The sequence below is a fragment of the Myxococcus sp. AM011 genome, assembly GCF_013372595.1.
Lineage (GTDB): Bacteria > Myxococcota > Myxococcia > Myxococcales > Myxococcaceae > Myxococcus > Myxococcus eversor.
Map to the genome: position 1 here is coordinate 1 of NZ_JABXEM010000201.1, position 22,221 is coordinate 22,221.

Here is a 22,221-nt window from a genome sequence, read left to right on the forward strand (position 1 = left end):
GGGGTGGGGTGTGGCCACACGAAGGACGCGGCGCCGAAGCCGGAGCGCCCCAAGTGGATGCCGCCGGAGGGGACGTGTCCGAAGGGCTCGCTCGTCCAGATGGACCGGCTGGGACTGAAGCCGGGCGACAAGGTCCCCGTCATCGTCGATGCCATCCAGGACCACCCAGGGCCGGCCCGGTACAACTACAGCTTCGTGATTGCGCTGCCTCGGGAGGAGGGGGAGACGAAGCTGCCCGGCGCGCGCATCGGCGGACGGTTGTACGTGACGAAGCACCGGGTGTTCGGTCGGTATGACCGGGTGTTCCTGCCGGAGAGTGGCGCGATGTCGGTGCCGTTCTGCGGAATCCTGCTGGATGCGCGGTGGGACCGTGACGGCGAGGGGCTGATTGCCTACCCGAGCCCGATGAAGGGCTTCTCCGTGGTGCAGGACAACACGGGGGTCATCCTCGTGGTGGACCAGTACCCGTGAGCAGTCGCGTCCGCTCGTGAGGTACAGTCCGGGCCGTGTTCTACGCGTGCGTCCGGGCCGTGGTGGCGGTGTGTCTGCGACTCTTCTACCGGGTGAAGGTGAATGCGCCCGACGCCGAGCCCGAGGGCCCGGTGCTCTTCGTGGGCAACCACCCCAACGGCCTCATCGACCCGGCCCTCGTCTTCGTCCTCACGCGCCGCAAGGTGACGTTCCTGGCGAAGGCGCCGCTGTTCCGCCTGCCCGTCCTGGGCTGGTTGCTCAAGGGGCTGGATGCGCTGCCCGTGTACCGGAAGCAGGATGACCCCACGAAGATGGGTGGCAACGAGGGCACGCTGGACGCCGCCAAGGGCGCGCTCGTGCAGGGTCGCGCCATCACCATCTTCCCCGAGGGGAAGAGCCACTCCGAGCCCGGTCTCGCGGAGCTGAAGACGGGGGCCTCGCGCATCGCCCTGAGCGCCGCGAAGGAAGGCGCTCCGGTGCGCATCGTCCCCGTGGGCCTCACGTACGCGGAGAAGCACGTGTTCCGCAGCGAGGTCCTCATCGACGTGGGGCCCGCCATCGACGTCGCTGCGTTCCTCCCCGCCGATGCCGCGTCGGAGCCTGAGTCCGTGCGCGCGCTCACCGAGCGCATCGCCGAAGGGCTCCGTGCAGTGACGCTCAATCTGGAGCAGTGGGCGGACCTGCCGCTGGTGCAGCTCGCCGAGCAGCTCTTCTCCTTCAAGCAAGGCGGGACGTTGGACGCGGAGCGCCTGCGTCTGTGGGCGCGAGGTGTGCAGTTGTTCCGCGCCCAGGAGCCCGAGCGCTTCGAGGACGTGCGCACGCACCTGGCATCGTTTCAACGTCGTCTGGCGCTGGTGCACGCGGAAGGGCCGAAGGACCTCGCGCTCGTCTACCGCACGGGCAATGTCGTCCTCTTCGTCGTGAAGAACCTGCTGGCGCTGGTGTTCGGTCTGCCGCTCGCTGCCCTGGGCCTGGCGCTCTTCTGGCTGCCCTACCAGGTGCCTCGGGCCGCCAGCCGCAAGGCCGAGTTGGACGTGCAGGCGACGGTGAAGTTCCTCACGGCCTTCGTCGTGGCGCTGGTGTGGTGGGGCGCGCTGACGGTTGCCGCGGGAGTGTGGGGAGGGGCCGTCTGGGCGGTCCTCACCTTCGTCGCCGTGCCGCCCCTGGCCCTCTTCACGCTCTACTTCGCGGAGCGCTGGGACGTGCTGAAGCGGGACATCGACGTGTTCTTCACGCTGGGCAATCGCGCTCGCCTCAAGGCGCTGCTGCTCTCCGATGGCGAGCGGCTGGCCGCCGAGGTGGAGCGACTGGCGGAAGAGTACCGGCCGAAGGTCGATGCGGTCGTCAGGCGGTAGCGCTCGCGGAAGACGCGAGGTGTCCGATGGGCTGAGAGGCGCCTCTCGGCGGCACGAGCACGGCACGCCCCCTCGCAGTTGGTAGCGCGAGCGACCCTGTCTCGCGGAAGAGGCAGGTGACCGATGTAGGGCCATGCCTCTCGGCATCGCGCGGCATGGCTTCCACTGTCAGGCGGTCGCGCGCGCTCGTGGCACTGCCTCGCGGAACAACCTCGCACCGAGGAGCAGGGCAAAGCCGCCCAGCAGGACGGGCAGGGCGTTCACCGCGATGGCGGTGCGCAGGTTCGCCGCGTCGGCGATGTTGCCGATGAGCGCGGGCGAAATCGCGTCTCCCAGCAGGTGGATGCACAACACGTTCAGCCCCATGGCGAAGGCGCGGAACGCGGGCGGCACGCAGTTGACGATGGCCGCGTTGATGGGGCCGCTGTTGAGGAAGATGAGGAACTGCGCCACGCCCATCGCCGCGAGCGAGGGGCCCACTTCCTTCAGGTTGACCGCCAGATACATGCACGGCGCCGCCAGCAACAGGCCGATGCCGGACATCCACAGTCCACCGCCCTCGCGCTTGCGGTCCATCCTGTCGCCCAGCCAGCCGCCCGCCACCGTCCCCAACAGGCCCGCCACCGCCGTAATCGCGCCGAAGATGAAGCCCGCGCTGTCTCCCGCCATCCCTCGCTCGCGCACCAGGTACGTCGGCATCCAGAAGCCCAGGCCACCGATGGAGAACGTCATCAGCGTGTAGCCCGCCGTCACCGCCCAGAAGGCGGCGTTGCGACCCAGACCCCTGAGGCCCACCATGAAGGGCAGCTTCGTCTCCGCGTCCGGCCCGTCCATGGCGCCGCGCTTCGGCTCCGGCATGAAGAAGGCCATCACCCCCAGAATCAGGCCCGGCACGCCTCCCGCGAAGAAGGCCACGTGCCACGAGTACTGCTGCGTCAGCCAGCCGCCCAGGCCATAGCCCGCGGCTGCGCCCACCGGAATGGCGATGTAGAAGAAAGCCAGCATCCGCGTGCGCTGCTCTCGAGGGTACAGGTCGGAGATGATGCTCGGCGCCACCGCGCCATAGCCCGCCTCGCCGATGCCAATCACCGCGCGCGCGACGAGCAACGCGATGAAGGACGTGGCCAGCCCGCTGGCTCCCGTCGCGAGGCTCCACAGCAACACGCCGCCCGCCACCAGCAGCCGACGCGGATACCTGTCACCCAGGAAGCCGCCCACCGGCGAGGCCAGCATGAACACCACGATGAACATGGTGCCCAGCAGCCCCGACTGGGTGTCGTTGATGCCGAACTCCTTCTGGATGCCCGGCAGCGCCACCGCGACGATGTACCGGTCCAGGTAGTTGACCAGGTTGATGAGCGTGAGGATGAGCAGCGCGTACCCGGCATTCGCCGCGGGGGCGATGGGCGCCGTGGCGGGCGAGGACGGAGGAGCGGGCGAGGGCGAGAGGCTCATGGAAGGAGCGCTCATGACCGGGCCGCCCCGGCACCGAAGCGGTGCTCCAGCAGTCCCCACCTCAACCCTCTGTCACTCACGCGGCACCCGTCCAGGCCCAAGGCCTTCACCGACTCCAACAAGATGATGGCCCCTGCGGGGACGACGTCCGCGCGCTTGGGCTGCATGCCTGGCAGGGCACGTCGTTCTTCCAGCGGCATCTGGCATAGCCGGTCCACGAGCGCGGTCAGCTCGCCCACGGACAGCGTTCCACCGTGCACCCGCTCCGCGTCGTACGGATCGATGGCGTGCCGCACCGCGTACAGCGTCGTCACCGTGCCCGCGACGCCCACCAGCACCGAGGCGGGCGGAGGCGCCGGCAGCGTCTTGAAGGTGTCGCGCAGGTGCGACTCGATGCGGGCCCGGTCCTCCGGGGACATCGGGTCGGAGCGCACGAAGCGCTCGGTGAGCCGCACCGCGCCCACGTCGAAGCTGTGGCGGAACTCCACGTGGCCCGCGGGGTTGCCGAAGATGAACTCCGTGGAGCCTCCGCCGATGTCCAGCACCAGCAGCGGCCCCGCCGCCTCGCCCGCGAAGTCCGAGTACACCGCGGCGAAGGACAACTGCGCCTCCAGTTGCCCGGAGATGATCTCCACCGTGACACCCGCGCGCTCCTTCGCGGCGGAGAGGAACTCCGCGCCGTTGCTCGCGTCGCGCGCCGCGCTGGTGGCGGAGACCGCGATGTCCTCCGCGCCCAGCTCCCGCGCCTCGCGCGCGAAGGACTCCAGCACCGCGAGCGTGGCCTCCATGCCCTCCGCCGACAACTGGCGCGTGGCGTCCACGCCTCGGCCCAGTCGCGTGATTTCCGCGCGCTCCTGGACGGCCTCGAAGCGGCCCTCCGCTGTGCGCTCCGCGACCAGCAGCAGCACGGAGTTGGTACCGATGTCGATGGTGGCGAATCGCGGCATGCGCGCAAGCCTACTCAACGCAGCAGCGCTTCCAAAGCGTCCGCCAGCGCCTGGTACTCGTCGGCGGTGTTGTAGACCTGCGCGGACACCCGGACGTGACGATGCGGAGGCCTGGGCCAGGCGGTGATGGGTACCTCGATGCGGTACTCGTCGAACAGGCGCAGGTGGAGCGGGTCCAGGTAGAGGGGCGGCTCGGGCTGCACCGGGTAGCCGGGGGGCAGCGTCACCACCGCCATGCTGCCCACCATGTCCTCGGGGCAGGCGGGGGCGGACTTCAGTCGCTCGCACAGCAGCGCGCGCGCGGCCAGGGCCTTGCTCCGGTTGGCCGCCATCAGCTCGGGCCAGCCGCCGGGCAGCAGGCCCCCCATCACCCGCAGGGCTTCCGGGACGCAGAGCGCGGCGGACGGGTCATGCGTCCCCGTCCAGTCGAAGTTGAGCCGGAAGCGGGAGCGGTCCGTGCGGGGCGAGTTGCGGCCATGGCTCACCGCCAGGGGCATCAGGCCTTCCTGCAAGTCACGGCGCACGTGGAGGAACGCCGCGCCCTTGGGTGCGCACAGCCACTTGTGGCAGTTGCCCGTGTAGTAGCCCGCGCCCAGCGTGCGCAATGACAGCGGCACCATGCCCGGCCCGTGCGCGCCGTCCACCAGCGTTTCGATTCCCTTCTCCCGCAGCTCGGAGATGAGCCGGGCGATGGGCATCACCAGCGCTGTCTGGCTGGAGATGTGGTCCACCAGCAACAGGCGCGTGCGAGGCGTCACGTGCGCGAGCACCGCGTCCACCACCGACTGCGCGGACGTCACCGGCCAGGGCAGCTTCGCCACGACGACCTTCACGCCCCAGTGGGCCGCGACGAAGTCGAGCGCGTTGCGGCTGGCGTTGTATTCGTGGTCCGTGGTGAGCAGCTCGTCACCCGGCTCGAAGCGCAGCGAGCGCAACACCGTGGTGACGCCGCTGGTGGCGTTGGTGACGAAGGACACGTCCTCCGCATCCGCGCCCAGGAAGTCCGCGAGCGTGGCCCGGGCCGCGTCCAGCAGCGGCTCGATTTCGCGGTGGAGGAAGCGGACGGGCTCCGACTCCATGCGCGCGCGCAGCTCCGCCTGCTTCTGGAGCACGGCGGTGGGGCACGCACCGTAGGAGCCGTGGTTGAGGAACCGGACCTCGGGGTCCAGTCCCCAGTGGGAACGGAAAGGGGCGCTCATGCGCGGGAACTGGACCCGAGCACGCGCCCCCTGTCAACGTGCCGCGACTTCTATGGCTGCGCGTCCGCCAGCGGCGCCCAGTCGGGCGTCAGGAGCGTGCCCTTCTCCGCCCGCAGGGGAAGCTGGTTGTTGCCCTCCGCTGTCATCACGAAGAGCTGCGAGCCACCCGCCCGGGTGGTGGAGAAGAGGACCAGCCGACCGTTGGGCGAGAAGGCGGGCTCCTCGTTGTTGCCCTGGTCCTGCGTCAGGCGCGTCACCTTGCCCGTCTCGACGTGGATGGTGAACAGGTCGAACGCGTTGCGCTCGTCGCGCGCGGTGAAGGCGATGAGGTCGCCGCGCGGAGACCAGTCCGGCGTCTGGTTGTAGTTGCCCTGGAAGGTGAGGCGTCGCACGCCCGAGCCATCCGCGCCCATGACGTAGATTTGAGGGCTGCCGCCCCGGTTGGACACGAAGGCGATGCGCTTGCCGTCGGGCGACCAGACGGGGCTGGTGTTGAGGCCGTAGGGCGTGTCGGTGATGGCCTTCGCGCCGCTGCCGTCGGTGTTGGACACGTAGATTTGCGCGCTCTCACCCTCGGCCAGCGCGTACGCCAGGCGCTTGCCGTCCGGAGAGAAGGCGCCACCGGTGGCCATCTGCCCGGAGGAGACCACCGAGCGGGCCTCGCCACCCGGACGCTGCACCCAGATGTCCGGCCGGTTCTTCCGGTAGGACGTGTACGCCACCTGCGTGCCGTCCTGGCTCAGCGAGGGGAGGATGTTGATGCCGCCCTTGGTGAGGGACACCGGGTTGCCGCCGTCCCAGTCAGACACCACCACGTCGCGGTTGTTGCCCGCCTTGCGCACGTAGGTGATGCGCGAGAGGAACGGGCTGGGCTCGCGGGTGAAGTGCCGGTACAGCGCGTCCGCCAGCCGGTGGGCCAAGAGGGACGGGTTGTTGCCCGGCGCGTCCTTGGCGACCTTGAGGTCCTCGCGGCCGGTGCCCACGTTGAACAGGCGCAATTCGCCGCGCAGCGTGCCCGCGTCGTCCGCGAGCGAAATCTTCACCAGCGCCTCGGCGCCCACGTCCGCCCAGCGGCTGAAGGTGATGGTGCCGGCGGCCATGCCCTCCTTGGGGTCGGCCGTGAAGCTCTTGCGGTCCAGCACCTGGAGGATGCCGGAGGCCACGAGGTCGAAGTTGAACGCCGAGTCGAAGGCGCTGGCCTGCGCCTTGGCGCCCTCGTTCTGGGTGATGGGCGCGGGCACCGCCACGGGCAGCGGGCGGAAGTTGGCGCCGGAGATTTCGATGGTCGGCGTCTGTGCGAGCGCCGCGAGCGGAACGAGGACGAGGGAGAGGAGCAGGGCTTTCATAGGGCGTTGAACATCAGGTTGACGCCGTTCTTCTGCAGCGCGTCTCGAAGGTGGTCGGGAGGAGGCGAGAAGGGTGATGCCTTGCGCACAGCGTTGAGGACCGCCGCGTCGAACAAATCATTGCCGCTGGGCTTGGTGAGGTTCACGTCCAGCACTTCGCCCGCGCGTCCCAGACGCAGCGCGACGAGGGCCTTGAGGTGCATGCGCTCCGACTCCGGGATGGTGTCCGCGACGCTGTAGTTGCGCCGCACCTGCGCCTGGAGCATCCCGAAGTAGCGCTCGCCCTCGGCGGTGGCCGAGTCGCCGTCCGCGTCACCATCCTCGGCGCCCTCGGGCTCTTCTTCCGGCGACGCCTTGGCCGTCTTGTCGAAGGCGCCGAAGAGCCGCTTGCGGCGGTCCTCGCCTTCCTTCTCGCCCTTCACCGGCGTGGGCTTGGCCGCGGAGGCCGGCTCCGGCTTGACGCCGGGGATGGGCACCGCGACGGCGGCGGAAGAGGGCGGGGGAGGGGCCTCCGGCGCGGGCTTGGGCGCGTCCACCTGCTTGGGCGGCGGTGGCGGCTGCTCCTTGCGAGGCAGGAGCTTGGCGTCGCGGGGCTTGCCCAGGCGCACCAGCGTGGCGCGGATGGGCTGCGCGGTGAGGTCCACCGGGGGCGACGCGTTGAAGCGCGCGTACAGCACCGCGGCGAGCAGCAGGGCGATGTGCCCCACCACGGACGCGATGACGAAGGGCGACACCTTCGCGGAGCGGTTGAGGAGCAGGCTGTGGCTCACCGCGGAGTGCATGGGCTAGCGCTTCGCCTCCTTCGGCTTCTTCGAGGTGGACGAAGTGTTGGACGTCTTGGCCCCCGTGGAAGGGTCCGTGATCATCCCCACATTGTTGATGCCCGCGCGCTGCGCGGCCGCCATGACCTCCACGACGGTGCCGTAGGGCACGTCCCGGTCGGCATGGAGGAACACTTCCTTGTCGGCCTGCACCTTGGCGTTGGTGGCGAGCTTCGCCTCCAGCTCCTCCAGGGGCACCTCGGCGTCGCCGATGTAGACCTTCTTGCCCGCGTCGATGGAGAGGACCACCTTCTTCTCCGTGGCCTCCACGGGCGCGGCCTTCGTCTCCGGCAGGTTCACCTTCACGCCCTGCTGGATGAGGGGCGCGGTCACCATGAAGATGATGAGCAGCACCAGCATCACGTCCACCATGGGCGTGACGTTGATCTCGCTCATCGTGGTGCGGCCACCGCCGCGATTGCCTCCGCCCATGCCCATGGTCGCGACCGCCTAGCGGAAGAAGTGACGCTTGATGATGTTGAGGAAGTCCGCGGAGAAGTTCGACATCTCCGTGTCGAACACCTTGATGCGGCTGACGAACGAGTTGTAGGCGACCACGGCCGGAATCGCGGCGAACAGGCCCGCCGCCGTGGCGAACAGCGCGTTGCCCACCGGCGCCGCCACCGTGGCCAGCGTCGCGTTGCCCTGCTCGGCGATTTGATTGAACGCGCTGAGGATGCCGATGACGGTGCCGAACAGGCCCACGAAGGGCGACGCCGCGCCCACGGTGCCCAGGAACGACACGCGCGCCTCCAGCTCCGTGATTTGCGACGTGGAGGCCCGCATCAGCGCGCGCTCCACGTTCTCGATTCCGCCCAGCCGCTCGGCCATGGCGCCCTCGGCGCCGCCTTCCTTGACCTGGGCCAGCTTGGACAGCTCCTCGTAGCCGGCGCAGAAGACCTTGGACAGGGGCGAGGCGTCGAGCTTCTGGGCCGTCTGATAGATGGCCTCCAGCCGGGACGCCTTCCAGAAGGTGTCGAGGAAGGTGAGAGACTGTGCGCGAGCCTTGGACAGCTGGGTGGCCTTCATGGCGATGAGGGCCCAGGAAGCCACGGAGACCCCCATCAGGAGCAGCAGGACGGCCAGCTCGATGAGGGAAGCGTCGCGGATGATCTCCACGTAGTTCATGGCGCCAAGCGCCAGGGGCAGGTGGGGCGTCATGAGGTGGAGCGCGTAACACTCCGCTACAACTGGGTCAAACAAACCAGGGTGGGGGCTGGTTGCCTGCTTGAAGTTGCTTGGCCGTACGGATGAATAATTCCCGGAGGCGGTCGTCAGAGGTGACTGAAACGGGCCGAACACCTCAACACCCCACGAACAGGTTCCCCCCATGAACTCCCGACTGCTGGTTGCTCTCCTCTGCCTGGCGGCGGTCTCCACCGGCTGCATCGTCCACGGCGACGACGGCTACGACGAACCCATCTATCCGGGCGACGCGACGTTCCGCTGGACCTTCGGCGGGCTGCGCTGCGACGAGGACCGCGACATCAAGGGGGTCAACATCACGATTCCCGGTGAGCGACTCGCCAACGACGGCCAATACGCGTGCCAGGCCAACGGCTTCGACGGCATCGTCCTCCACGACTTCGCGCCGGGCATCTACAGCTTCAACCTGGAGGCCATCAGCTACACCAACGAGGTGCTGTACGAGGCGACGGGCACCTTCCGGGTGGATGGCGACGTGACGGTGAACATCGACCTCGCGCCGCTGGGCGCCCCGCCGTCCTTCGCGTACGTGAACTGGCTGTTCCCGGCGAACTCCAGCAGCGGCAACCCGAACTGCAACCAGGCGGGTGTGGCCTTCGTGGATGCCCGGGTGGATGGCGGGCAGTGGGCGCGCTTCGACTGCACGGCGGGGCATGGTGGCAACAGCGTGAAGACGCCGTACCTGGACCCGGGTGAGCACAGCCTGGAGCTGGTCGCCCTCGACTCGCAGCAGCGCACGATGTACGCCCACAGCGGCCGGTTCGTCACCCGCTACGGCGAGCCGACGTCCTACACGGCCACCCTGCGCTCCTCGAGCAGCGGCGCCGCCATCCGGTGGGAGTTCGTGGACGGGTCGAGCAGGCTGGGCTGTGGGCAGGCTGGGGTGACGCACGTGGAGGCCCGCATCAACGGAGGCGAGTGGGTCCGCTTCAGCTGCTCGGAGGGCAGCTCGGGCGCCAGCGTCACCACGCCCACGCTGAACGCCGGCAACCATGACCTGCAGCTGGTGGCCGTCGATGGGCAGAACCGTCCCTGGTATTATTACAGCGGGCAGTTCTCTCTTCAGGCCGGTGAGACGAAGAACGTGCTGGCCTCGATGTGGGTGATTGGCGGGGCGTCCATCAAGTGGGAGCTGCGCGCCGGTGGCTCCGCGCTGAGCTGCTCGCAGGCGGGCATCACCGAGGTGGCCATCAACTTCCGCGACGCCTTCACCGGGGAGCTCGTGTACGGCATCGTCGGTGACCGGCACGGCTGCAACGACGCGCCGGTGGTCTACGAGTTCCTCCGCCCGGGCCGCTACGAGGTGGAGATGTATGCGAGGGCGGGCAACGGCACGGAGTACTTCTCGGTGAACGACAGCGTGTTCATCAACGTCTCGGGTCACGTGTTCCCGGGGCCGAGCAGCGCCGCCCTGGTCTCGCTGTTCCCGCAGCCGTAGTCGAGCCCGCTCGCTCGTGGGGTGAAGAAGAGGGTCGGGGCCACGTGCCTCGGCCCTCTTCGCGTTGCGGGGGGAGACCCTGTCGTTGGCATCAAACGTGATAGGGACACCGGACATGCGGCAAGGCAGCCACAGTCCCATTGGCGTATTCGATTCGGGTGTCGGAGGCCTCACGGTCCTCAAGTCACTCATGGCGCACCTCCCCCACGAGAGCACGGTGTACCTGGGGGACACTGCGCGGGTGCCCTACGGCACCAAGTCCGGCGAGGTGGTGACGCGCTACTCGCTGAAGAACGCGGAGTTCCTGCTGGAGCGCGGCATCAAGCTGCTGGTGGTGGCTTGCAACACGGCCTCCGCCGCGGCCCTGCCGGCGCTGGAGGCGGCGCTGCCGGTGCCGGTGGTGGGTGTCATCCAGCCGGGCGCCCAGGCGGCCCTGGAGCGCACGCGGGGCGGCGGCGTGGGCGTCATCGGCACGCCGGGCACCATCCGCTCCGGGGCCTATCAGCGGGCGCTGGAGGCCGCGAATCCCCATGTAAAGGTGAAGGCGCGCGCGTGTCCGCTCTTCGTGCCGCTGGCGGAGGAAGGTTGGACGACGGGCGACGTGCCCTTGCTGACGGCGCGTGAGTACCTGGGGGAGTTCGCGCGCGACGGCGTGGACACGCTCGTCCTGGGTTGCACCCACTACCCGCTGCTCAAGGGCGTCATCGCGGAGGTGGTGGGGCCCGACGTCGCGCTGGTGGACTCGGCGGAGGCCACCGCGCTGGCGGTGGCGGCGCTGCTGGCTCGCAAGGAGATGCTGGCGCCCGCCACGGCGAGTGGCCCGTCTCACGCGTACTACGTGACGGATGTGCCCGAGCGCTTCATGGAGGTGGGGGCGAGGTTCCTCGGCCGGCCCATCGACTCCGCCGAGCAGGTGGACCTGAAGTTCTGAGTCGGGAGGAGGCGCCCGCGCGGCACGCGGGCCTCACTCGTCGATGGTTCAGGCTCCAGCGCATCGCGTGGCTGGAGCTCGCCCGAGTCACCAGGACACGGGCGTTGCCGCCCGTGGGGCCCGCTCAGGACGACGGGCGGGTGGTGACGGGGACGGGCGGAGTCTCTTCCGGCGTGGTGGCCTTGGTGAGCAGCTCCTTGGCGACCTGGACGACGGGGGCCTCGGCGGCGACCTGGGCCTCCACGAGCGCGCGGGCCGCCTCGTCACCGATGTCGTCCTCGCGGGGGACGAGACCGGTGACGCGCGTCACGAGTCGCTCCGCCAGCGGGAAGAAGTGCACCAGGTTGAGCGGCCAGTTCAGCCAGCCCACGGTGATGCAGTAGTACTTGTTGAAGGGCGCGGTGTGGTGGATGCGGTGGTGCGCCGGCGGCAGGATGAGGTGCACGCGCTGCAGGAAGCCGATGAGGGCCGGCGGCGAGTCCATGTGCGACCACTTGTGGAACTGGTTGGTCGCCATCACCCAGAAGATCATCGCGCCCAGGAAGCTGGCGCAGAACACCCAGCCGGAGCTGGTGAGCGGCATGGACACGGCGGCCACGGCCACGGGCAGGGAGATGAGGCAGTTGTTGCCGTTGGTCTCCACGAAGTCGTGGCGGGTGATGGCCTTCTCGTCGACGTGGTGCTCGCGGAAGGGGCGGATGAGCGCCTTGCCCAGCACCGGCATCTCCGTGGAGCCCCACGTGTCGCCCATCCAGTGGACGAAGCCGGAGACGAAGTCCGCGGCGAGGTAGCCCAGCAGCACCGCGCTCAGGAGCAGCCATGGGCCGCCGTGCGGGTTGTTGTAGAGCCGGTACACCAGGAACAGCTCCAGCGCGATGAAGCTGACGATGGCGCCAATCTCCATGGCGCGGATGGCGGGTGAGTAGCCTCCGGCCAGGACCTGGGCGTCCTGGAGGCGAACCTTGTTCTTGATCTCGTTCGTCTTCTTCATCCGTGGAGTCCTGGACGTTGGCGCCGCTCAACACCGCACCGCATGCCCTGTACGTACCCCAGCCGCTTTCGGCTTTTCAACGGACGGAGGTCGCGGTCCCACTCGAAAGGTGGGCTGCATGGCAGGCGGGCGTCGACCGCAAGAATCGCGCGCGTCTGGGGGCCCGTCCCCCAGGTCGTGACATGCGGGGTTGACGCTTACCTTGTGTCGTGGGGAAGCGGCTGGTACGGTCCGCCCCTCGGCAATGACGAAAACCTTTGAGAAGGCCGTCACCGGCTTCAACCACAACATCAAGCACAAGGGGAAGGTTTACCACGTCCAGACCGAGGACTCGGGCGTCAACAATCCCCACATCATCACCCACCTGTTCGTGGGCGGTAACATCCTCGCGTCCAAGAAGACGTCCTATTCGGACATCCTCAACGCGGAGAATCTGGCGGAGGTCGTCCGGGAGTTGATGGAGGAGCAGCACAAGGAGATGCTGCGCAACCTCATCAACAACGTGTACGACAACTTCGAGTCCACGGTCCGGCACTATCAGCCCGGTCAACTGGCCTCGGAGGCCGAACAGGCCCACGCGAAGATGCAGCCCGGCCCGGTCGCACCCAAGCCGGTGGTCGTCGCTCCCGTCGCGCCCCTGCCTCCCATGCTTCCCCCCGAGGTCGCCGCCGCTCGCGCCCTTAAGGAGAAGCCGAAGATCAACGAGGTCGGTGTCGAGACGCTGTTCGGAGAGGACCTCATCTCCGAGAAGAGCCTCGACGAGGTCATCCTCAGCTACCTCGCCGGAGAAGGCGACCAGTAGCCCGCGGCTCCCTGGTGGCACGTCGCTCCAGGAGCGCGGTGTCGGGAGGTCGACACTTCCCGACTAGGGCAGCACCCACGCCACCCAGGTCGCTCCGTACACCGTGAGCACCGCCGCGGCGAGCAGGTCCAGCAGCACTCCCACGCGCATCATCACCGGCAGGCGCACCACGCCGCTGCCGAAGACGATGGCGTTGGGCGGCGTGCCCGCGGGCAGCGCGAAGTCGCACGAGGCCGCGAAGGTGCTCACCGCCAGGAGGGGCCGCGAGGCGGGCAGCACGTTGAGCATGACGTTCGTCGTCGCCGTATTGGAGGCGATGGCCGACAGCAGGATGGTGGCGCTGGCGACGACGCCGTGCTGCACCATGACAGGCAGCGACTCCAGGCCGGACAGGCGCGAGGTCATCCAGGAGGCCAGTCCACTGGCCTCGATTCCCGCCGCCAGCGCGAAGCCCCCGCCCAGCAGGAGCAGCGTGTCCCAGGGCACGCGCCGCAGGGCCGCCACGGACAGGCGCCCCAGCACGAGCAGCGTCACGGCGCCGACGATCGCCACCGTGGCCTCGTAGTGCTTGCCCCCCAGCTTGAAGCCGTTGAAGGCGCGGGCCACGGGGCCGGCGAGGACCTCACGAATCGGGTCGCCGAAAATCCACAGCACCGCGGCCGCGAAGAAGACGAGGCCCACCGTGCGCTCGCCCCGGGACAGGGGGCCGAGTTGAGCCAGCTCGCGGTTGATGACGTCCCCGCCCTGGCCGGGCCCCATCTTGTCGCGACGGGCCCAGCGCCACAGCACCGCCCACGTCAGCGGCAGGAAGATGAGGACGAAGGGCAGGGCCGCCACCATGTACTCGACGAAGCCGACGTCGGTGCCCATCCGGCGTGACACCACGCCCGCGAAGACGGAGTTGGTGGGGCTGCCAATCTTGGTGCCGATGCCGCCGATGTTGGAGCCGTACGCGACGGCCAGCATGAGCGCCGCGCCGAAGTGCTCCAGAGGGCGGCCCTCGGCGGTGCGCAGTTGGGCGAGCAGCGCCATGCCGATGGGCACCATCATCACCGCCGTGGCGGTGTTGGAAATCCAGAGCGACACGGCGGCGGTGGCCGCGAGCATGCCGAACAGCAGACGCTCCGGCCCGGTGCCCACGGCGCGCATGATGAGCAGGGCGATTCTCCGGTGCAGTCCCCACTGCTCCATGCCCGCGCCCAGGGCCATGCCTCCCATGAAGAGGAAGATGTAGGGGTCCAGGAAGGGCAGGGTGGCGCGGCCCACCGCGACGGCGACGTTGTCCGTGTCGAAGACGCCCAGGAGCGGGAAGAGCACCACGGGGAGCACCGCGGTCCACGCCATGGGGACGGCCTCGGTGAACCACCAGAGGGCCATCCACGCGGCGACGGCGGCCGCGGCGGCGGGGCGGTGGTCCAGCCCCGGCAGGGTGTGCAGACCCGAGGGAACCCCGTAGATGAGGGCGGCGGCCACGGGTCCGGCGATGCGTCCCACCCACTGTCCCGTCGTCGCACGCCGCGCGGCCTGCTCGCTCATATGGCGTGCCACCGTCGCACAGGTGGCGCCGAGGGTGGGAGGGGAAAGCCCGGCCACCTTCCCGGCGTGCGTGGGTCGCCTCCGCCCGGCCGTGGTAGGTTGGCGCTCTCCCGCGCCGCGCCATGATTCAATTCTTCCACGTCTACAAGGCGTATCCCGGCGATCCGCCGGTGCTCTCGGATATCAACCTCAGTGTGGAGAAGGGCGAGTTCGTCTTCCTCACGGGCCCTTCCGGCGCGGGGAAGACGACGCTGCTCAAGCTCATCTTCTGCGCCGAGAAGGCCACCAAGGGGCAGATTCTGGTGGGGGGCCGCAACATCGCCCGCATCCGCGAGTCCGCCGTGCCCTACCTGCGCCGCAACATCGGCGTCGTGTTCCAGGACTTCAAGCTGCTGCCGCACCGGACGGTGGAGGACAACGTGTCCTTCACGCTGGACGTGCTGGGCGTGCCGCGCGCGGCGGCTCGGGACAAGGTGCGCCGGATGCTGAAGCTGGTGGGCCTGGAGCACAAGGCGAACTCGTTCCCCCTGCGACTCTCCGGTGGAGAGCAGCAGCGCGTGGTGATTGCGCGCGCGCTCGTGAACGACCCGACCATCCTCCTGGCGGACGAGCCCACCGGAAACCTGGACCCGGCGCTCACCGTCGAAATCATGGACCTGCTCACCCAGGTGAACATCCGAGGCACCACGGTGGTGGTGGCCACGCACGACGCCACGCTGCTGGCCCGCTATCAGAAGCGCACGGTGCGGTTGGAGCGCGGTCAGATTGTCTCCGACGAGGACGGCGTCAAGGCGGCGCGACGGATGGTCGTATGAGCGCGCTGGCGAAGACGCGGTACTTCTGGCGTTCGGCGGCGGTGGGGCTCAAGCACTCGCCCTTCGTGCACTTCATCGCGGTGACGACCATCGCGATTGCCCTGTTCTCCGCGGGGCTCGCGCGAGGCAGCGCGCGGGTGCTGGACAATCTACTCGCGTCGCTGGGCGGCGAAGTGGAAGTCACGGTGTATCTGGCGCCGGAGCTGGGGCAGGACGAGGCGCACGGCGTGCGCGCCCGCGTCGAGGAGCTCAGCAAGGGCCAGGTGACGCTGGTGCCTCCGGATGCCGCGCTCGAGCGCCTTCGCACCGAGCTGGGGGATTTGGGCGAGGCCCTGGCGGAGCTGCCGGAGAACCCGTTGCCCGCGGCGCTGGAGCTGCGCGTTCCTCCGGAGCAGCGCACGCCCGAGGCGCTCCAGGTCCTGGCCAAGGAGCTGCGCGCGCTGCCGGGTGTGTCCGGCGTGGACTACGGAGAGCAGGCCGTGGAGCGACTGACGGCCATCGCCCGGGCCCTGCGCTTCGGCTCGCTGGTGGCCTTCGTCGTCGTGCTGGGCGCCACCGTGGTCATCGTCGCGGCCACGCTCCAGCTCGCCATCTATTCGCGGCGCGAGGAGATTGAAATCCAGAAGCTCGTGGGCGCCACGGACCGCTTCGTCAAGGCGCCCTTCCTGCTGGAGGGGCTGCTTCAAGGTCTGCTCGGCGCGGGCGTGGCGCTGCTCGGGCTGTGGGCCTTCGGTCGGCTGGTGGGGCCCACGCTGGGCTCGCTGTTCGCGTTCCTCCTGGGCCCGGGCGTGGCGGCGCCGTGGGTGGAGCCGCGATTGGTGATGGAACTGGTGGGCGCGGGGTGCGGCCTGGGGCTGGGCGGCAGCTTCGTCGCGGTGGGGCGTTTCCTGCGCGTATGAGCCGGTCCTTCGTCCTCGCCCTGGCGCTGCTGCTGGCCAGCCTCCCAGCGCGCGCGCAGAAGCTGGAGGAGGCGGAGCAGTCCGAGCTGCGCGAGAAGCTCGCCGCCCAGCGCGCGACGCTGGCGCTCGTGGAGTCGAAGAAGCTCACGGTGCTCGAGGGCCTGGAGCTGATGGAGGAGATGGTCGCCTTCTCCCGCCGTCGCGTGAGGGCCCTGGACGCGGACCTCGCGGTGTTCCGCAAGCGCGTCATCCTGGCCGAGCGCGAGGAGGTGCTGCTGCGCGAGGCGCTGCGCGTGCAGCTCCGTCGCCTGTCCCCCCGGCTGCGCACCCTCTACCGCGTCATGCGTCGCCGGCCGCTGGAGGTGCTCCTGTCCGCCGAGGACTTCGCCGCGCTGGTGTGGAGGGCGCGCGCGCTGGAAGCGAGCATGTCGGGCGACTTGGACCTCTTGCGCGGCGTGCAGCGCGTGGCCCACCTGCAGCGCCAGTCCACGTTGGAGCTGAAGCGACTCCAGTCCTCGCTGGCCGCGCGCGTCACGTTCCTCCAGGAGCAGGAGCGACTGGCTCGCGCGCAGCACGAGGCGCTCGAGGAGGTGGTGGGCTCGCTCGCGGGCGAGGCGGAGCTGGCCCGCCGCGCGGTGAAGGAGCTGGAGCAGGCGGACGCGGAGCTGTCCCAGGTGGTGCGAGAGCTGAAGGAGGCCCCCGCCACGCACGGCTTCGGCGCCCTGCGCGGCAAGCTGCCCCAGCCCGCGCGCGGCATCATCGAGGTGGCCTTCGGCAAGGTGGTGAACCCGCGCTTCAACACCGTCACCGTGCAGAAGGGGCTCGACATCCGCGCCGCCTCCGGCACCCCGGTGGTGGCCGTGGCGGATGGCACCGTCGTCTATGCGGGCTCCCTGCGGGGCTACGGCAACCTGCTCATCGTCGACCACGGCGACGGCTACCACACGCTCATGGCCCACCTGTCCTCCATCGCCCTGGAGCTGGGCGCCGCCGTGGCCTCGGGCGAGGTGGTGGGCGAGGTGGGAGACACCGGCTCGCTCAAGGGCTCGTACCTCTACTTCGAGGTCCGAAAGGGCGGGCAGGCCGTCGACCCGGCCCCTTGGCTGGTTCCAACGCAATGACGCGTTGCGGCGAAGTGATTCACGGCTTGTTATCCTGAGGCAACGGACTCCCAGCACGAGAGGAGCAGGCGAGCGCATGGACCTCATGGGCGGAATGCAGAAGGCGGTACGGCGCGTCCTGGTGGCGCGAGGTGTCCAGTCCTCGACAGTCGATGTCGGGGGCCAATCGGTGCACTTCTACTCGCTGAAGGGGCAGGGGAAGGGGCCGCCGGTGGTGCTGGTGCACGGGCTGGGCGGTTCGGCCAACGGCTTTGGCCGGACGTTCTTCGGCCTGGCGAAGCGCTTCTCCCGCGTCGTCGCACCGGACCTGCCGGGCCACGGCTTCTCCACCGAGTACTGCGGCGGCCAGGTCTGCGTGCGCAACCAGTTCGAGGTGCTGCGCGGCTTCGTGGAGCAGGAGGTGAAGGAGCCGGCCTTCGTCGTCGGCAACTCGCTGGGCGGGGCGATGGCGGTGAGCCTCGCGTCCGAGTATCCCCAGTGGGTGCGCGCCCTGGTGCTGGTGGCGCCCGCGGGCGCGGAGCTGCCGGTGGAGGAGAGCACCGCGCTGCTCAACTCGTTCAAGGTGGGCACACCCGCGGAGGCTCGCGCCTTCACCCGGCGACTGTTCCACCAGGCGCCGCTGCCGGCGCTGCTCCTGGCGCCCGAGCTGCGCCGCTTCTATGACACACCCACCGTGAAGGCCCTCACCGCCGAGGCGATGACCTCCCGGCTCAGCCTGGAGCCAGAGGCGGTGCGCAAGCTGTCCATGCCGGTGCTGTTCCTGTGGGGCGGCAGCGAGCGGTTGCTGCCGTCGCGCTCGCTGGACTGGTTCCGCGCCCACCTGCCCGCGCATGCGCAGGTGAGGGTGGTGCAGGGCTTCGGGCACGTGCCGCAGATGGAGCGTCCGGACGAGCTGGTGTCGCATCTGGTGCGCTTCGCGGATGCGTCGAGCCTCTGAGGGCTGGGTATAGACTGGGACGCCCCTTCGAGCTTCACCGCGAAAGGACGTACCGACGTGACGGGTCTCCATCAGCCATGGCGCGCGGCGCTGGTCGCGCTCCTCCTCCTGTCAGGGCCCTCGGCCGCGGATGAGAAGAAGGGCGCGCCCGCGAACAGCGCGAGAGCGACGCGGGCGGAGAAGGACGACGCCACCTACCGCCAGCTGGAGACCTTCGCGCGCGTGCTGTCCTACGTGGAGAACAACTACGTGGAGGCGCCGGACCAGGAGCGGCTCGTCTACGGCGCCATCCAGGGGATGCTCGACACGTTGGACCCGCACACCGTCTTCATGCCGCCGGAGGTCTTCCGCGAGATGAAGATAGACACCTCGGGCGAGTGGGGCGGCCTGGGCATCGAAATCGCGCGCAAGAACGACCGCATCATCGTCGTGGCGCCCATCGACGACACCCCGGCGGCGCGCGCGGGAATCAAGGCGGGCGACGAACTGGTGGGCATCGACGGAGAGAGCACGCGGGGCATGGACGTGGGGCGCGCCATGCAGAAGATGCGAGGCCCCGCCGGCGGACGCGTGCTCCTGAGCATCCTGCGGCACGGCTTCACTGCCCCCCGCGAAATCGCCATCATCCGGGACCACATCCGCATCGTCTCCGTGGAGGGCGAGCTGTACGGCGGCATCGGCCACGTCAAGGTGAAGAACTTCCAGGAGCGCACGGACCAGTACCTGCGCAAGGAGCTCGACAGGCTGCGCGGCCTCAACGGAGGCAAGGAGCTGCGCGGACTGGTGCTGGACTTGCGCAACAACCCGGGTGGCCTGTTGGACCAGGCGGTGGCGATGAGCGACCGCTTCCTGCCGGGCAACCTGCCCATCGTCTCCACGCGGGGCAGGGACGGCCGCAACGCCACCGAGGAGCGCAGCAAGGACCGCGACACGGAGAAGAACTACCCCCTCGTCGTGCTGGTCAACGCGGGCAGCGCCTCCGCGTCCGAAATCGTGGCGGGCGCGCTCCAGGACCACGGCCGCGCCACCGTCCTGGGCACGCAGACGTTCGGCAAGGGCAGTGTCCAGACGGTCATCGAGCTGGAGGACGGCTCCGGCCTGAAGCTGACCATCGCCCGCTACTACACGCCCAAGGGCCGCAGCATCCAGGAGCGGGGAATCACCCCCGACTACGTCGTGCCGGACGAACCCGGTGGCAAGCCGGGCCGCGAGACGCCGCGCGAGAAGGACCTCCAGCGCCACTTCCGCGCCGAGTCCACCGACGCTTCCGCGCCGTCGTCATCCGCGCCCCGGGGCCTGCCGGAGAACCTGGCGCCCTGGGAGGCGACGGCGGCCCTCAAGGACTACCCGCTCAAGGTCTCGCTCGAGTATCTCAACGCGCTGACCACCACTTCGGCACGGCCTCCGGCTCGCGCCGAGGGTCGTTGAGGACTCCTTCCCCCTTGCTTTTCGGCGAGACCTCCGTTTGATGGCGGGCGGACAAAGGTGAACGAGTGATGCGACCTTCGAGCAAACGCGCGATGCACGCGGCCCTCAGCGGGTGGTTGGTGGGCATGCTGGCCGTGGGCCCCGCCGCCGCGCAGTCGAGCCTCCCCCTCCGACTGACTCCCCGAGCAGTACCCACCGCCTCACCGTCCTCCGTGACGGTGGTGGCCATCTCGCTGGATGCGACATCACGAACGGAGGCGGCGCGGCTGGCGTACTGGGCCGAGCAGTCGGTGGCGCGCTCCGGTCGACTGGACCTGGTGAGGCTCACCGACGCGCTGGACGCGCGGGGCAAGGCCGCGCGTGAGGCGAAGGCCGCCGAGGGCGCCGAGGCGATGAAGGCGGGCCAGATGGCGTACGACGAACTGGACACGCAGAAGGCGCTCCAGCAGTTCGACGCGGCGGCTCGCGCGTTCGAAGCGAGTGACATGTCGCGCAACTTCGGCGACCTGAGCCGCGCCCGGGTGATGAAGGCGGCCTCGCAGGTGGCCAACGGCGAGAGCACGGCGGCGCAGCTGGAGATTCGCGCGGTGCTGGCGGTGGACCCTCGCGCCCAGTTCTCGCCCAACTTCTTCCCGCCGGACGACATGGCCTTCGTGGACAAGGAGCGCAAGGCGGCCCTGGCCGGCTCCACGGGGACGCTGTCGGTGAGCACCGAGCCCGTGCCCGCGCAGGTGTACGTGGACGGCCAGTTCCGGGGCGTGTCTCCGGTGGAGCTCAAGGGCCTGACGCCCGCGGACCACTTCGTGACGGTGATGGCGCCGGGCTTCGAGGTGGAGCAGCGCCGGGCGCGCGAGAGTGACACGAAGCTCACGCTGGCCCCCGCCGCGTCCATGCGCGCGCTGCAGGCCATCTCTGACCGCATCGTTCGCAAGCCGGAAGGGTCGGAGCGGGACGTGGCCCTGCGGGAGCTGGGTGCGCTCGCGGGCGTGTCCCAGGTGCTGGCGCTGCTGGTGCGCGGTGGCACGGGCACCGCGCCGCTCCAGGTGACGGGCCTGCGGCTCGATGTCACGGATGGACACAACCTGGCCTACGCCGTGGGCGCGGTGCCCTCGGGCGAGGGAATGGCCACCGGCTCCGACGCGCTCCTGTCCTCCCTGGTGGGCGCGGACACGGCCCGTCTCGCCGGCAACAAGCCCGTCACGCACTTCTCGGGCGGCGGCGGCTCCAACCGCAAGACGATGGGCTACGTGCTGATGGCCACTGGCGTGGCGCTGCTCGCGGGCGGCATCTACTTCGGCATGGAGGCGTCCTCGAAGGAGGATGACTTCCGCCGCGCGCCGCAGACCAGCCCTCGCGCGCAGGACTTCAAGGACACGGGCAAGACGTACGCGCTCGTCGCGGACATCGGCCTGCTCACCGGCGCGGTCGCCGCGGGCCTGGGTGGCTGGTTCGCCTTCTCCGGCGGTGGCGGCAGCGGTGGTGACTCCAAGCCCGCTCCCGCACCCACGCCCAAGAAGTCGAAGGCCACGCCGCCCCCGGCGAAGAGCGATGGCAAGAGCGACTCCTTGAGCATGCCGCCGCCTCCCAAGGGCACCAGGCCCGTGGGTGAGTCCCTGCCCATGCCGCCTCCGCCGCCTCCGGCGAAGACGACGCCCGCGGCTCCTCCCGCGAAGGCGACGCCCACGGCCCCGGCCGCGAAGACGCCGCCTCCGACGACCGAGCCGGTGGCGCCTCCTCCCACGACGCGCACGCAGGACACGCGCCGCACGAAGGACGACGAGGCCGCCCAGCGGGAAGAGGAGCTGCGCAAGCGGCGTGAAGAGGTGGATCGCCAGCGCCGCGAGTTGGACGAGCGCCGCAAGCAGGAAGAGGCGGATGCGGAGGCCAAGCGCAAGCGCGACGAAGAGGAGCGGCGCAAGCGCGAGGAAGACGAGAAGAAGAAGCGGCCGTCCATCGACGAAGACGATCTCCGGAATTACTAGCCATGCGCCGTCCCCTTCGTTTCCTCATTCCCGTCGTGGCCCTGTCCCTGGGCCTGTCCGCGTGCAGCCTCCTCGTCGACTTCGACGAGGAGGGGCAGCCGTGTGACGACCGCAACCAGTGCCTCGAGGGCTTCGCCTGCGAGGACGACATCTGCATCCGTGATGACTCCGCCGTCCCCGACGCGGGCCGCCCGGATTCCGGCACCGATTCGGGCACCCCAGGGCCCGGGACGGGGGATGCGGGTCCCGTGGACGCAGGCCCCGTGGACGCAGGCCCCGTGGACTCGGGCCGGCCGTAGTCCTCGCCCGCGAGGGGCGGTAGTTCCTACAGCCCCTCGCTTCGCGTGGTCCGGTTGCCGCGCCGTGTCTTCGGAGACACGCCCGCCCGGCCGCCCCCCTGCCGACGCAAACCCGCGTCTCCACGGGGACTGTCGGGGCCAAGCCGGGGGGCCTCCCTTCCGGGAGGGGTTGGCATCCGTCGTGCTCTGTCGTGGGCCCAGGAGGTTTCATCGACATGGGCAAGCGCGTCGGAGTGCTGATG

The 22,221-nt window shown here is 69.6% G+C and carries 21 protein-coding genes; 12 read left to right on the top strand and 9 right to left on the bottom strand.

The features are described from left to right. Positions 1-3 precede the first annotated feature (3 nt). Both HUW62_RS33200 and HUW62_RS33205 read left to right on the top strand, forming a co-directional pair. Positions 4-471, top strand: a complete 468-nt coding sequence (locus HUW62_RS33200) for a hypothetical protein (protein WP_176436704.1) — start codon at positions 4-6, stop codon at positions 469-471. A gap of 35 nt (positions 472-506) precedes the next feature. Continuing rightward, positions 507-1,826: a lysophospholipid acyltransferase family protein gene (locus tag HUW62_RS33205; RefSeq protein ID WP_176436696.1), complete on the top strand. Its 1,320-nt coding sequence runs from the start codon at positions 507-509 to the stop codon at positions 1,824-1,826. Between the two features lie 168 nt (positions 1,827-1,994). Here HUW62_RS33205 and HUW62_RS33210 read toward each other — a convergent pair whose 3' ends face one another. The 7 genes from HUW62_RS33210 to HUW62_RS33240 are packed head-to-tail and all read right to left on the bottom strand — an operon-like array spanning position 1,995 to position 8,755. Then, a complete protein-coding gene (locus HUW62_RS33210; protein ID WP_163865359.1) occupies positions 1,995-3,281 on the bottom strand; it encodes an MFS transporter in 1,287 nt (428 codons plus the stop codon). 11 nt (positions 3,282-3,292) lie between these two features. Then, on the bottom strand, positions 3,293-4,228 hold the full coding sequence (locus HUW62_RS33215; RefSeq protein ID WP_176436697.1) for a Ppx/GppA phosphatase family protein: 936 nt from the start codon (positions 4,226-4,228) through the stop codon (positions 3,293-3,295). Between the two features lie 14 nt (positions 4,229-4,242). Further along, positions 4,243-5,427 carry an aminotransferase class V-fold PLP-dependent enzyme gene (locus tag HUW62_RS33220; protein WP_176436698.1) on the bottom strand — a complete coding sequence of 395 codons (1,185 nt, stop codon included), beginning with the start codon at positions 5,425-5,427 and terminating at the stop codon, positions 4,243-4,245. 50 nt (positions 5,428-5,477) lie between these two features. Beyond that, entirely contained in the window at positions 5,478-6,773 is a 1,296-nt protein-coding gene (locus tag HUW62_RS33225) for an LpqB family beta-propeller domain-containing protein (protein WP_176436699.1), read from the bottom strand. Further along, positions 6,770-7,555 carry an energy transducer TonB gene (locus HUW62_RS33230; protein WP_163865355.1) on the bottom strand — a complete coding sequence of 262 codons (786 nt, stop codon included), beginning with the start codon at positions 7,553-7,555 and terminating at the stop codon, positions 6,770-6,772. Before HUW62_RS33230 ends, HUW62_RS33225 begins: the two co-directional genes overlap by 4 nt. A gap of 3 nt (positions 7,556-7,558) precedes the next feature. Beyond that, positions 7,559-8,032 carry a protein TolR gene (gene tolR, locus HUW62_RS33235; RefSeq protein WP_176436700.1) on the bottom strand — a complete coding sequence of 158 codons (474 nt, stop codon included), beginning with the start codon at positions 8,030-8,032 and terminating at the stop codon, positions 7,559-7,561. A 12-nt stretch (positions 8,033-8,044) separates the two neighbouring features. Then, complete coding sequence (locus tag HUW62_RS33240; protein ID WP_163865353.1) at positions 8,045-8,755, bottom strand: MotA/TolQ/ExbB proton channel family protein; 711 nt, start codon at positions 8,753-8,755, stop codon at positions 8,045-8,047. A 169-nt stretch (positions 8,756-8,924) separates the two neighbouring features. Between HUW62_RS33240 and HUW62_RS33245 the strand changes: the two genes are divergently transcribed. Continuing rightward, positions 8,925-10,238: a hypothetical protein gene (locus HUW62_RS33245; RefSeq protein ID WP_176436701.1), complete on the top strand. Its 1,314-nt coding sequence runs from the start codon at positions 8,925-8,927 to the stop codon at positions 10,236-10,238. 115 nt (positions 10,239-10,353) lie between these two features. After that, the gene (murI, locus tag HUW62_RS33250; protein WP_163865351.1) at positions 10,354-11,169 is read left to right on the top strand and encodes a glutamate racemase; all 816 of its coding nucleotides are present in this window, start codon (positions 10,354-10,356) and stop codon (positions 11,167-11,169) included. 124 nt (positions 11,170-11,293) lie between these two features. On the opposite strand, the gene carF is transcribed toward murI, so the two are convergent. Continuing rightward, complete coding sequence (carF, locus tag HUW62_RS33255) at positions 11,294-12,160, bottom strand: plasmanylethanolamine desaturase (protein ID WP_163865350.1); 867 nt, start codon at positions 12,158-12,160, stop codon at positions 11,294-11,296. A gap of 244 nt (positions 12,161-12,404) precedes the next feature. Here carF and HUW62_RS33260 point away from each other — a divergent pair, with 244 nt between their 5' ends. Beyond that, complete coding sequence (locus HUW62_RS33260) at positions 12,405-12,962, top strand: nickel-dependent hydrogenase large subunit (protein WP_163865349.1); 558 nt, start codon at positions 12,405-12,407, stop codon at positions 12,960-12,962. Positions 12,963-13,025: 63 nt separating this feature from the next. On the opposite strand, the gene HUW62_RS33265 is transcribed toward HUW62_RS33260, so the two are convergent. Continuing rightward, positions 13,026-14,498 (bottom strand): DASS family sodium-coupled anion symporter, encoded by a 1,473-nt coding sequence (locus tag HUW62_RS33265; RefSeq protein ID WP_163865348.1) that lies wholly within the window; start codon positions 14,496-14,498, stop codon positions 13,026-13,028. 122 nt (positions 14,499-14,620) lie between these two features. Between HUW62_RS33265 and ftsE the strand changes: the two genes are divergently transcribed. The 7 genes from ftsE to HUW62_RS33300 all read left to right on the top strand — a co-directional run bounded on the left by ftsE (position 14,621) and on the right by HUW62_RS33300 (position 21,979). Continuing rightward, positions 14,621-15,313, top strand: coding sequence for a cell division ATP-binding protein FtsE (gene ftsE / locus HUW62_RS33270; RefSeq protein WP_163865347.1), 693 nt, complete (start codon positions 14,621-14,623; stop codon positions 15,311-15,313). Further along, entirely contained in the window at positions 15,310-16,212 is a 903-nt protein-coding gene (locus tag HUW62_RS33275) for an ABC transporter permease (RefSeq protein WP_163865346.1), read from the top strand. The genes ftsE and HUW62_RS33275 overlap by 4 nt, the downstream gene beginning before the upstream one ends. Then, positions 16,209-17,333 carry a murein hydrolase activator EnvC gene (locus tag HUW62_RS33280; protein WP_176436702.1) on the top strand — a complete coding sequence of 375 codons (1,125 nt, stop codon included), beginning with the start codon at positions 16,209-16,211 and terminating at the stop codon, positions 17,331-17,333. The genes HUW62_RS33275 and HUW62_RS33280 overlap by 4 nt, the downstream gene beginning before the upstream one ends. 76 nt (positions 17,334-17,409) lie before the next feature. Next, positions 17,410-18,270 carry an alpha/beta fold hydrolase gene (locus tag HUW62_RS33285; protein WP_163865344.1) on the top strand — a complete coding sequence of 287 codons (861 nt, stop codon included), beginning with the start codon at positions 17,410-17,412 and terminating at the stop codon, positions 18,268-18,270. A gap of 57 nt (positions 18,271-18,327) precedes the next feature. After that, a complete protein-coding gene (locus tag HUW62_RS33290) occupies positions 18,328-19,698 on the top strand; it encodes a S41 family peptidase (protein WP_163865343.1) in 1,371 nt (456 codons plus the stop codon). 92 nt (positions 19,699-19,790) lie between these two features. Beyond that, entirely contained in the window at positions 19,791-21,680 is a 1,890-nt protein-coding gene (locus HUW62_RS33295) for a PEGA domain-containing protein (protein ID WP_368670528.1), read from the top strand. A gap of 2 nt (positions 21,681-21,682) precedes the next feature. Then, a complete protein-coding gene (locus HUW62_RS33300) occupies positions 21,683-21,979 on the top strand; it encodes a hypothetical protein (protein ID WP_163865341.1) in 297 nt (98 codons plus the stop codon). Positions 21,980-22,221 lie beyond the last annotated feature (242 nt).

Coding starts and splice junctions, on each gene's coding strand:
- HUW62_RS33210 (WP_163865359.1), bottom strand. CDS start 3,281: ATGAGCCTCTCGCCCTCGCCCGCTCCTCCGTCCTCGCCCGCCACGGCG.
- HUW62_RS33215 (WP_176436697.1), bottom strand. CDS start 4,228: ATGCCGCGATTCGCCACCATCGACATCGGTACCAACTCCGTGCTGCTG.
- HUW62_RS33220 (WP_176436698.1), bottom strand. CDS start 5,427: ATGAGCGCCCCTTTCCGTTCCCACTGGGGACTGGACCCCGAGGTCCGG.
- HUW62_RS33225 (WP_176436699.1), bottom strand. CDS start 6,773: ATGAAAGCCCTGCTCCTCTCCCTCGTCCTCGTTCCGCTCGCGGCGCTC.
- HUW62_RS33230 (WP_163865355.1), bottom strand. CDS start 7,555: ATGCACTCCGCGGTGAGCCACAGCCTGCTCCTCAACCGCTCCGCGAAG.
- tolR (WP_176436700.1), bottom strand. CDS start 8,032: ATGGGCATGGGCGGAGGCAATCGCGGCGGTGGCCGCACCACGATGAGC.
- HUW62_RS33240 (WP_163865353.1), bottom strand. CDS start 8,755: ATGACGCCCCACCTGCCCCTGGCGCTTGGCGCCATGAACTACGTGGAG.
- HUW62_RS33245 (WP_176436701.1), top strand. CDS start 8,925: ATGAACTCCCGACTGCTGGTTGCTCTCCTCTGCCTGGCGGCGGTCTCC.
- murI (WP_163865351.1), top strand. CDS start 10,354: ATGCGGCAAGGCAGCCACAGTCCCATTGGCGTATTCGATTCGGGTGTC.
- carF (WP_163865350.1), bottom strand. CDS start 12,160: ATGAAGAAGACGAACGAGATCAAGAACAAGGTTCGCCTCCAGGACGCC.
- HUW62_RS33260 (WP_163865349.1), top strand. CDS start 12,405: ATGACGAAAACCTTTGAGAAGGCCGTCACCGGCTTCAACCACAACATC.
- HUW62_RS33265 (WP_163865348.1), bottom strand. CDS start 14,498: ATGAGCGAGCAGGCCGCGCGGCGTGCGACGACGGGACAGTGGGTGGGA.
- ftsE (WP_163865347.1), top strand. CDS start 14,621: ATGATTCAATTCTTCCACGTCTACAAGGCGTATCCCGGCGATCCGCCG.
- HUW62_RS33275 (WP_163865346.1), top strand. CDS start 15,310: ATGAGCGCGCTGGCGAAGACGCGGTACTTCTGGCGTTCGGCGGCGGTG.
- HUW62_RS33280 (WP_176436702.1), top strand. CDS start 16,209: ATGAGCCGGTCCTTCGTCCTCGCCCTGGCGCTGCTGCTGGCCAGCCTC.
- HUW62_RS33285 (WP_163865344.1), top strand. CDS start 17,410: ATGGACCTCATGGGCGGAATGCAGAAGGCGGTACGGCGCGTCCTGGTG.
- HUW62_RS33295 (WP_368670528.1), top strand. CDS start 19,791: ATGCACGCGGCCCTCAGCGGGTGGTTGGTGGGCATGCTGGCCGTGGGC.
- HUW62_RS33300 (WP_163865341.1), top strand. CDS start 21,683: ATGCGCCGTCCCCTTCGTTTCCTCATTCCCGTCGTGGCCCTGTCCCTG.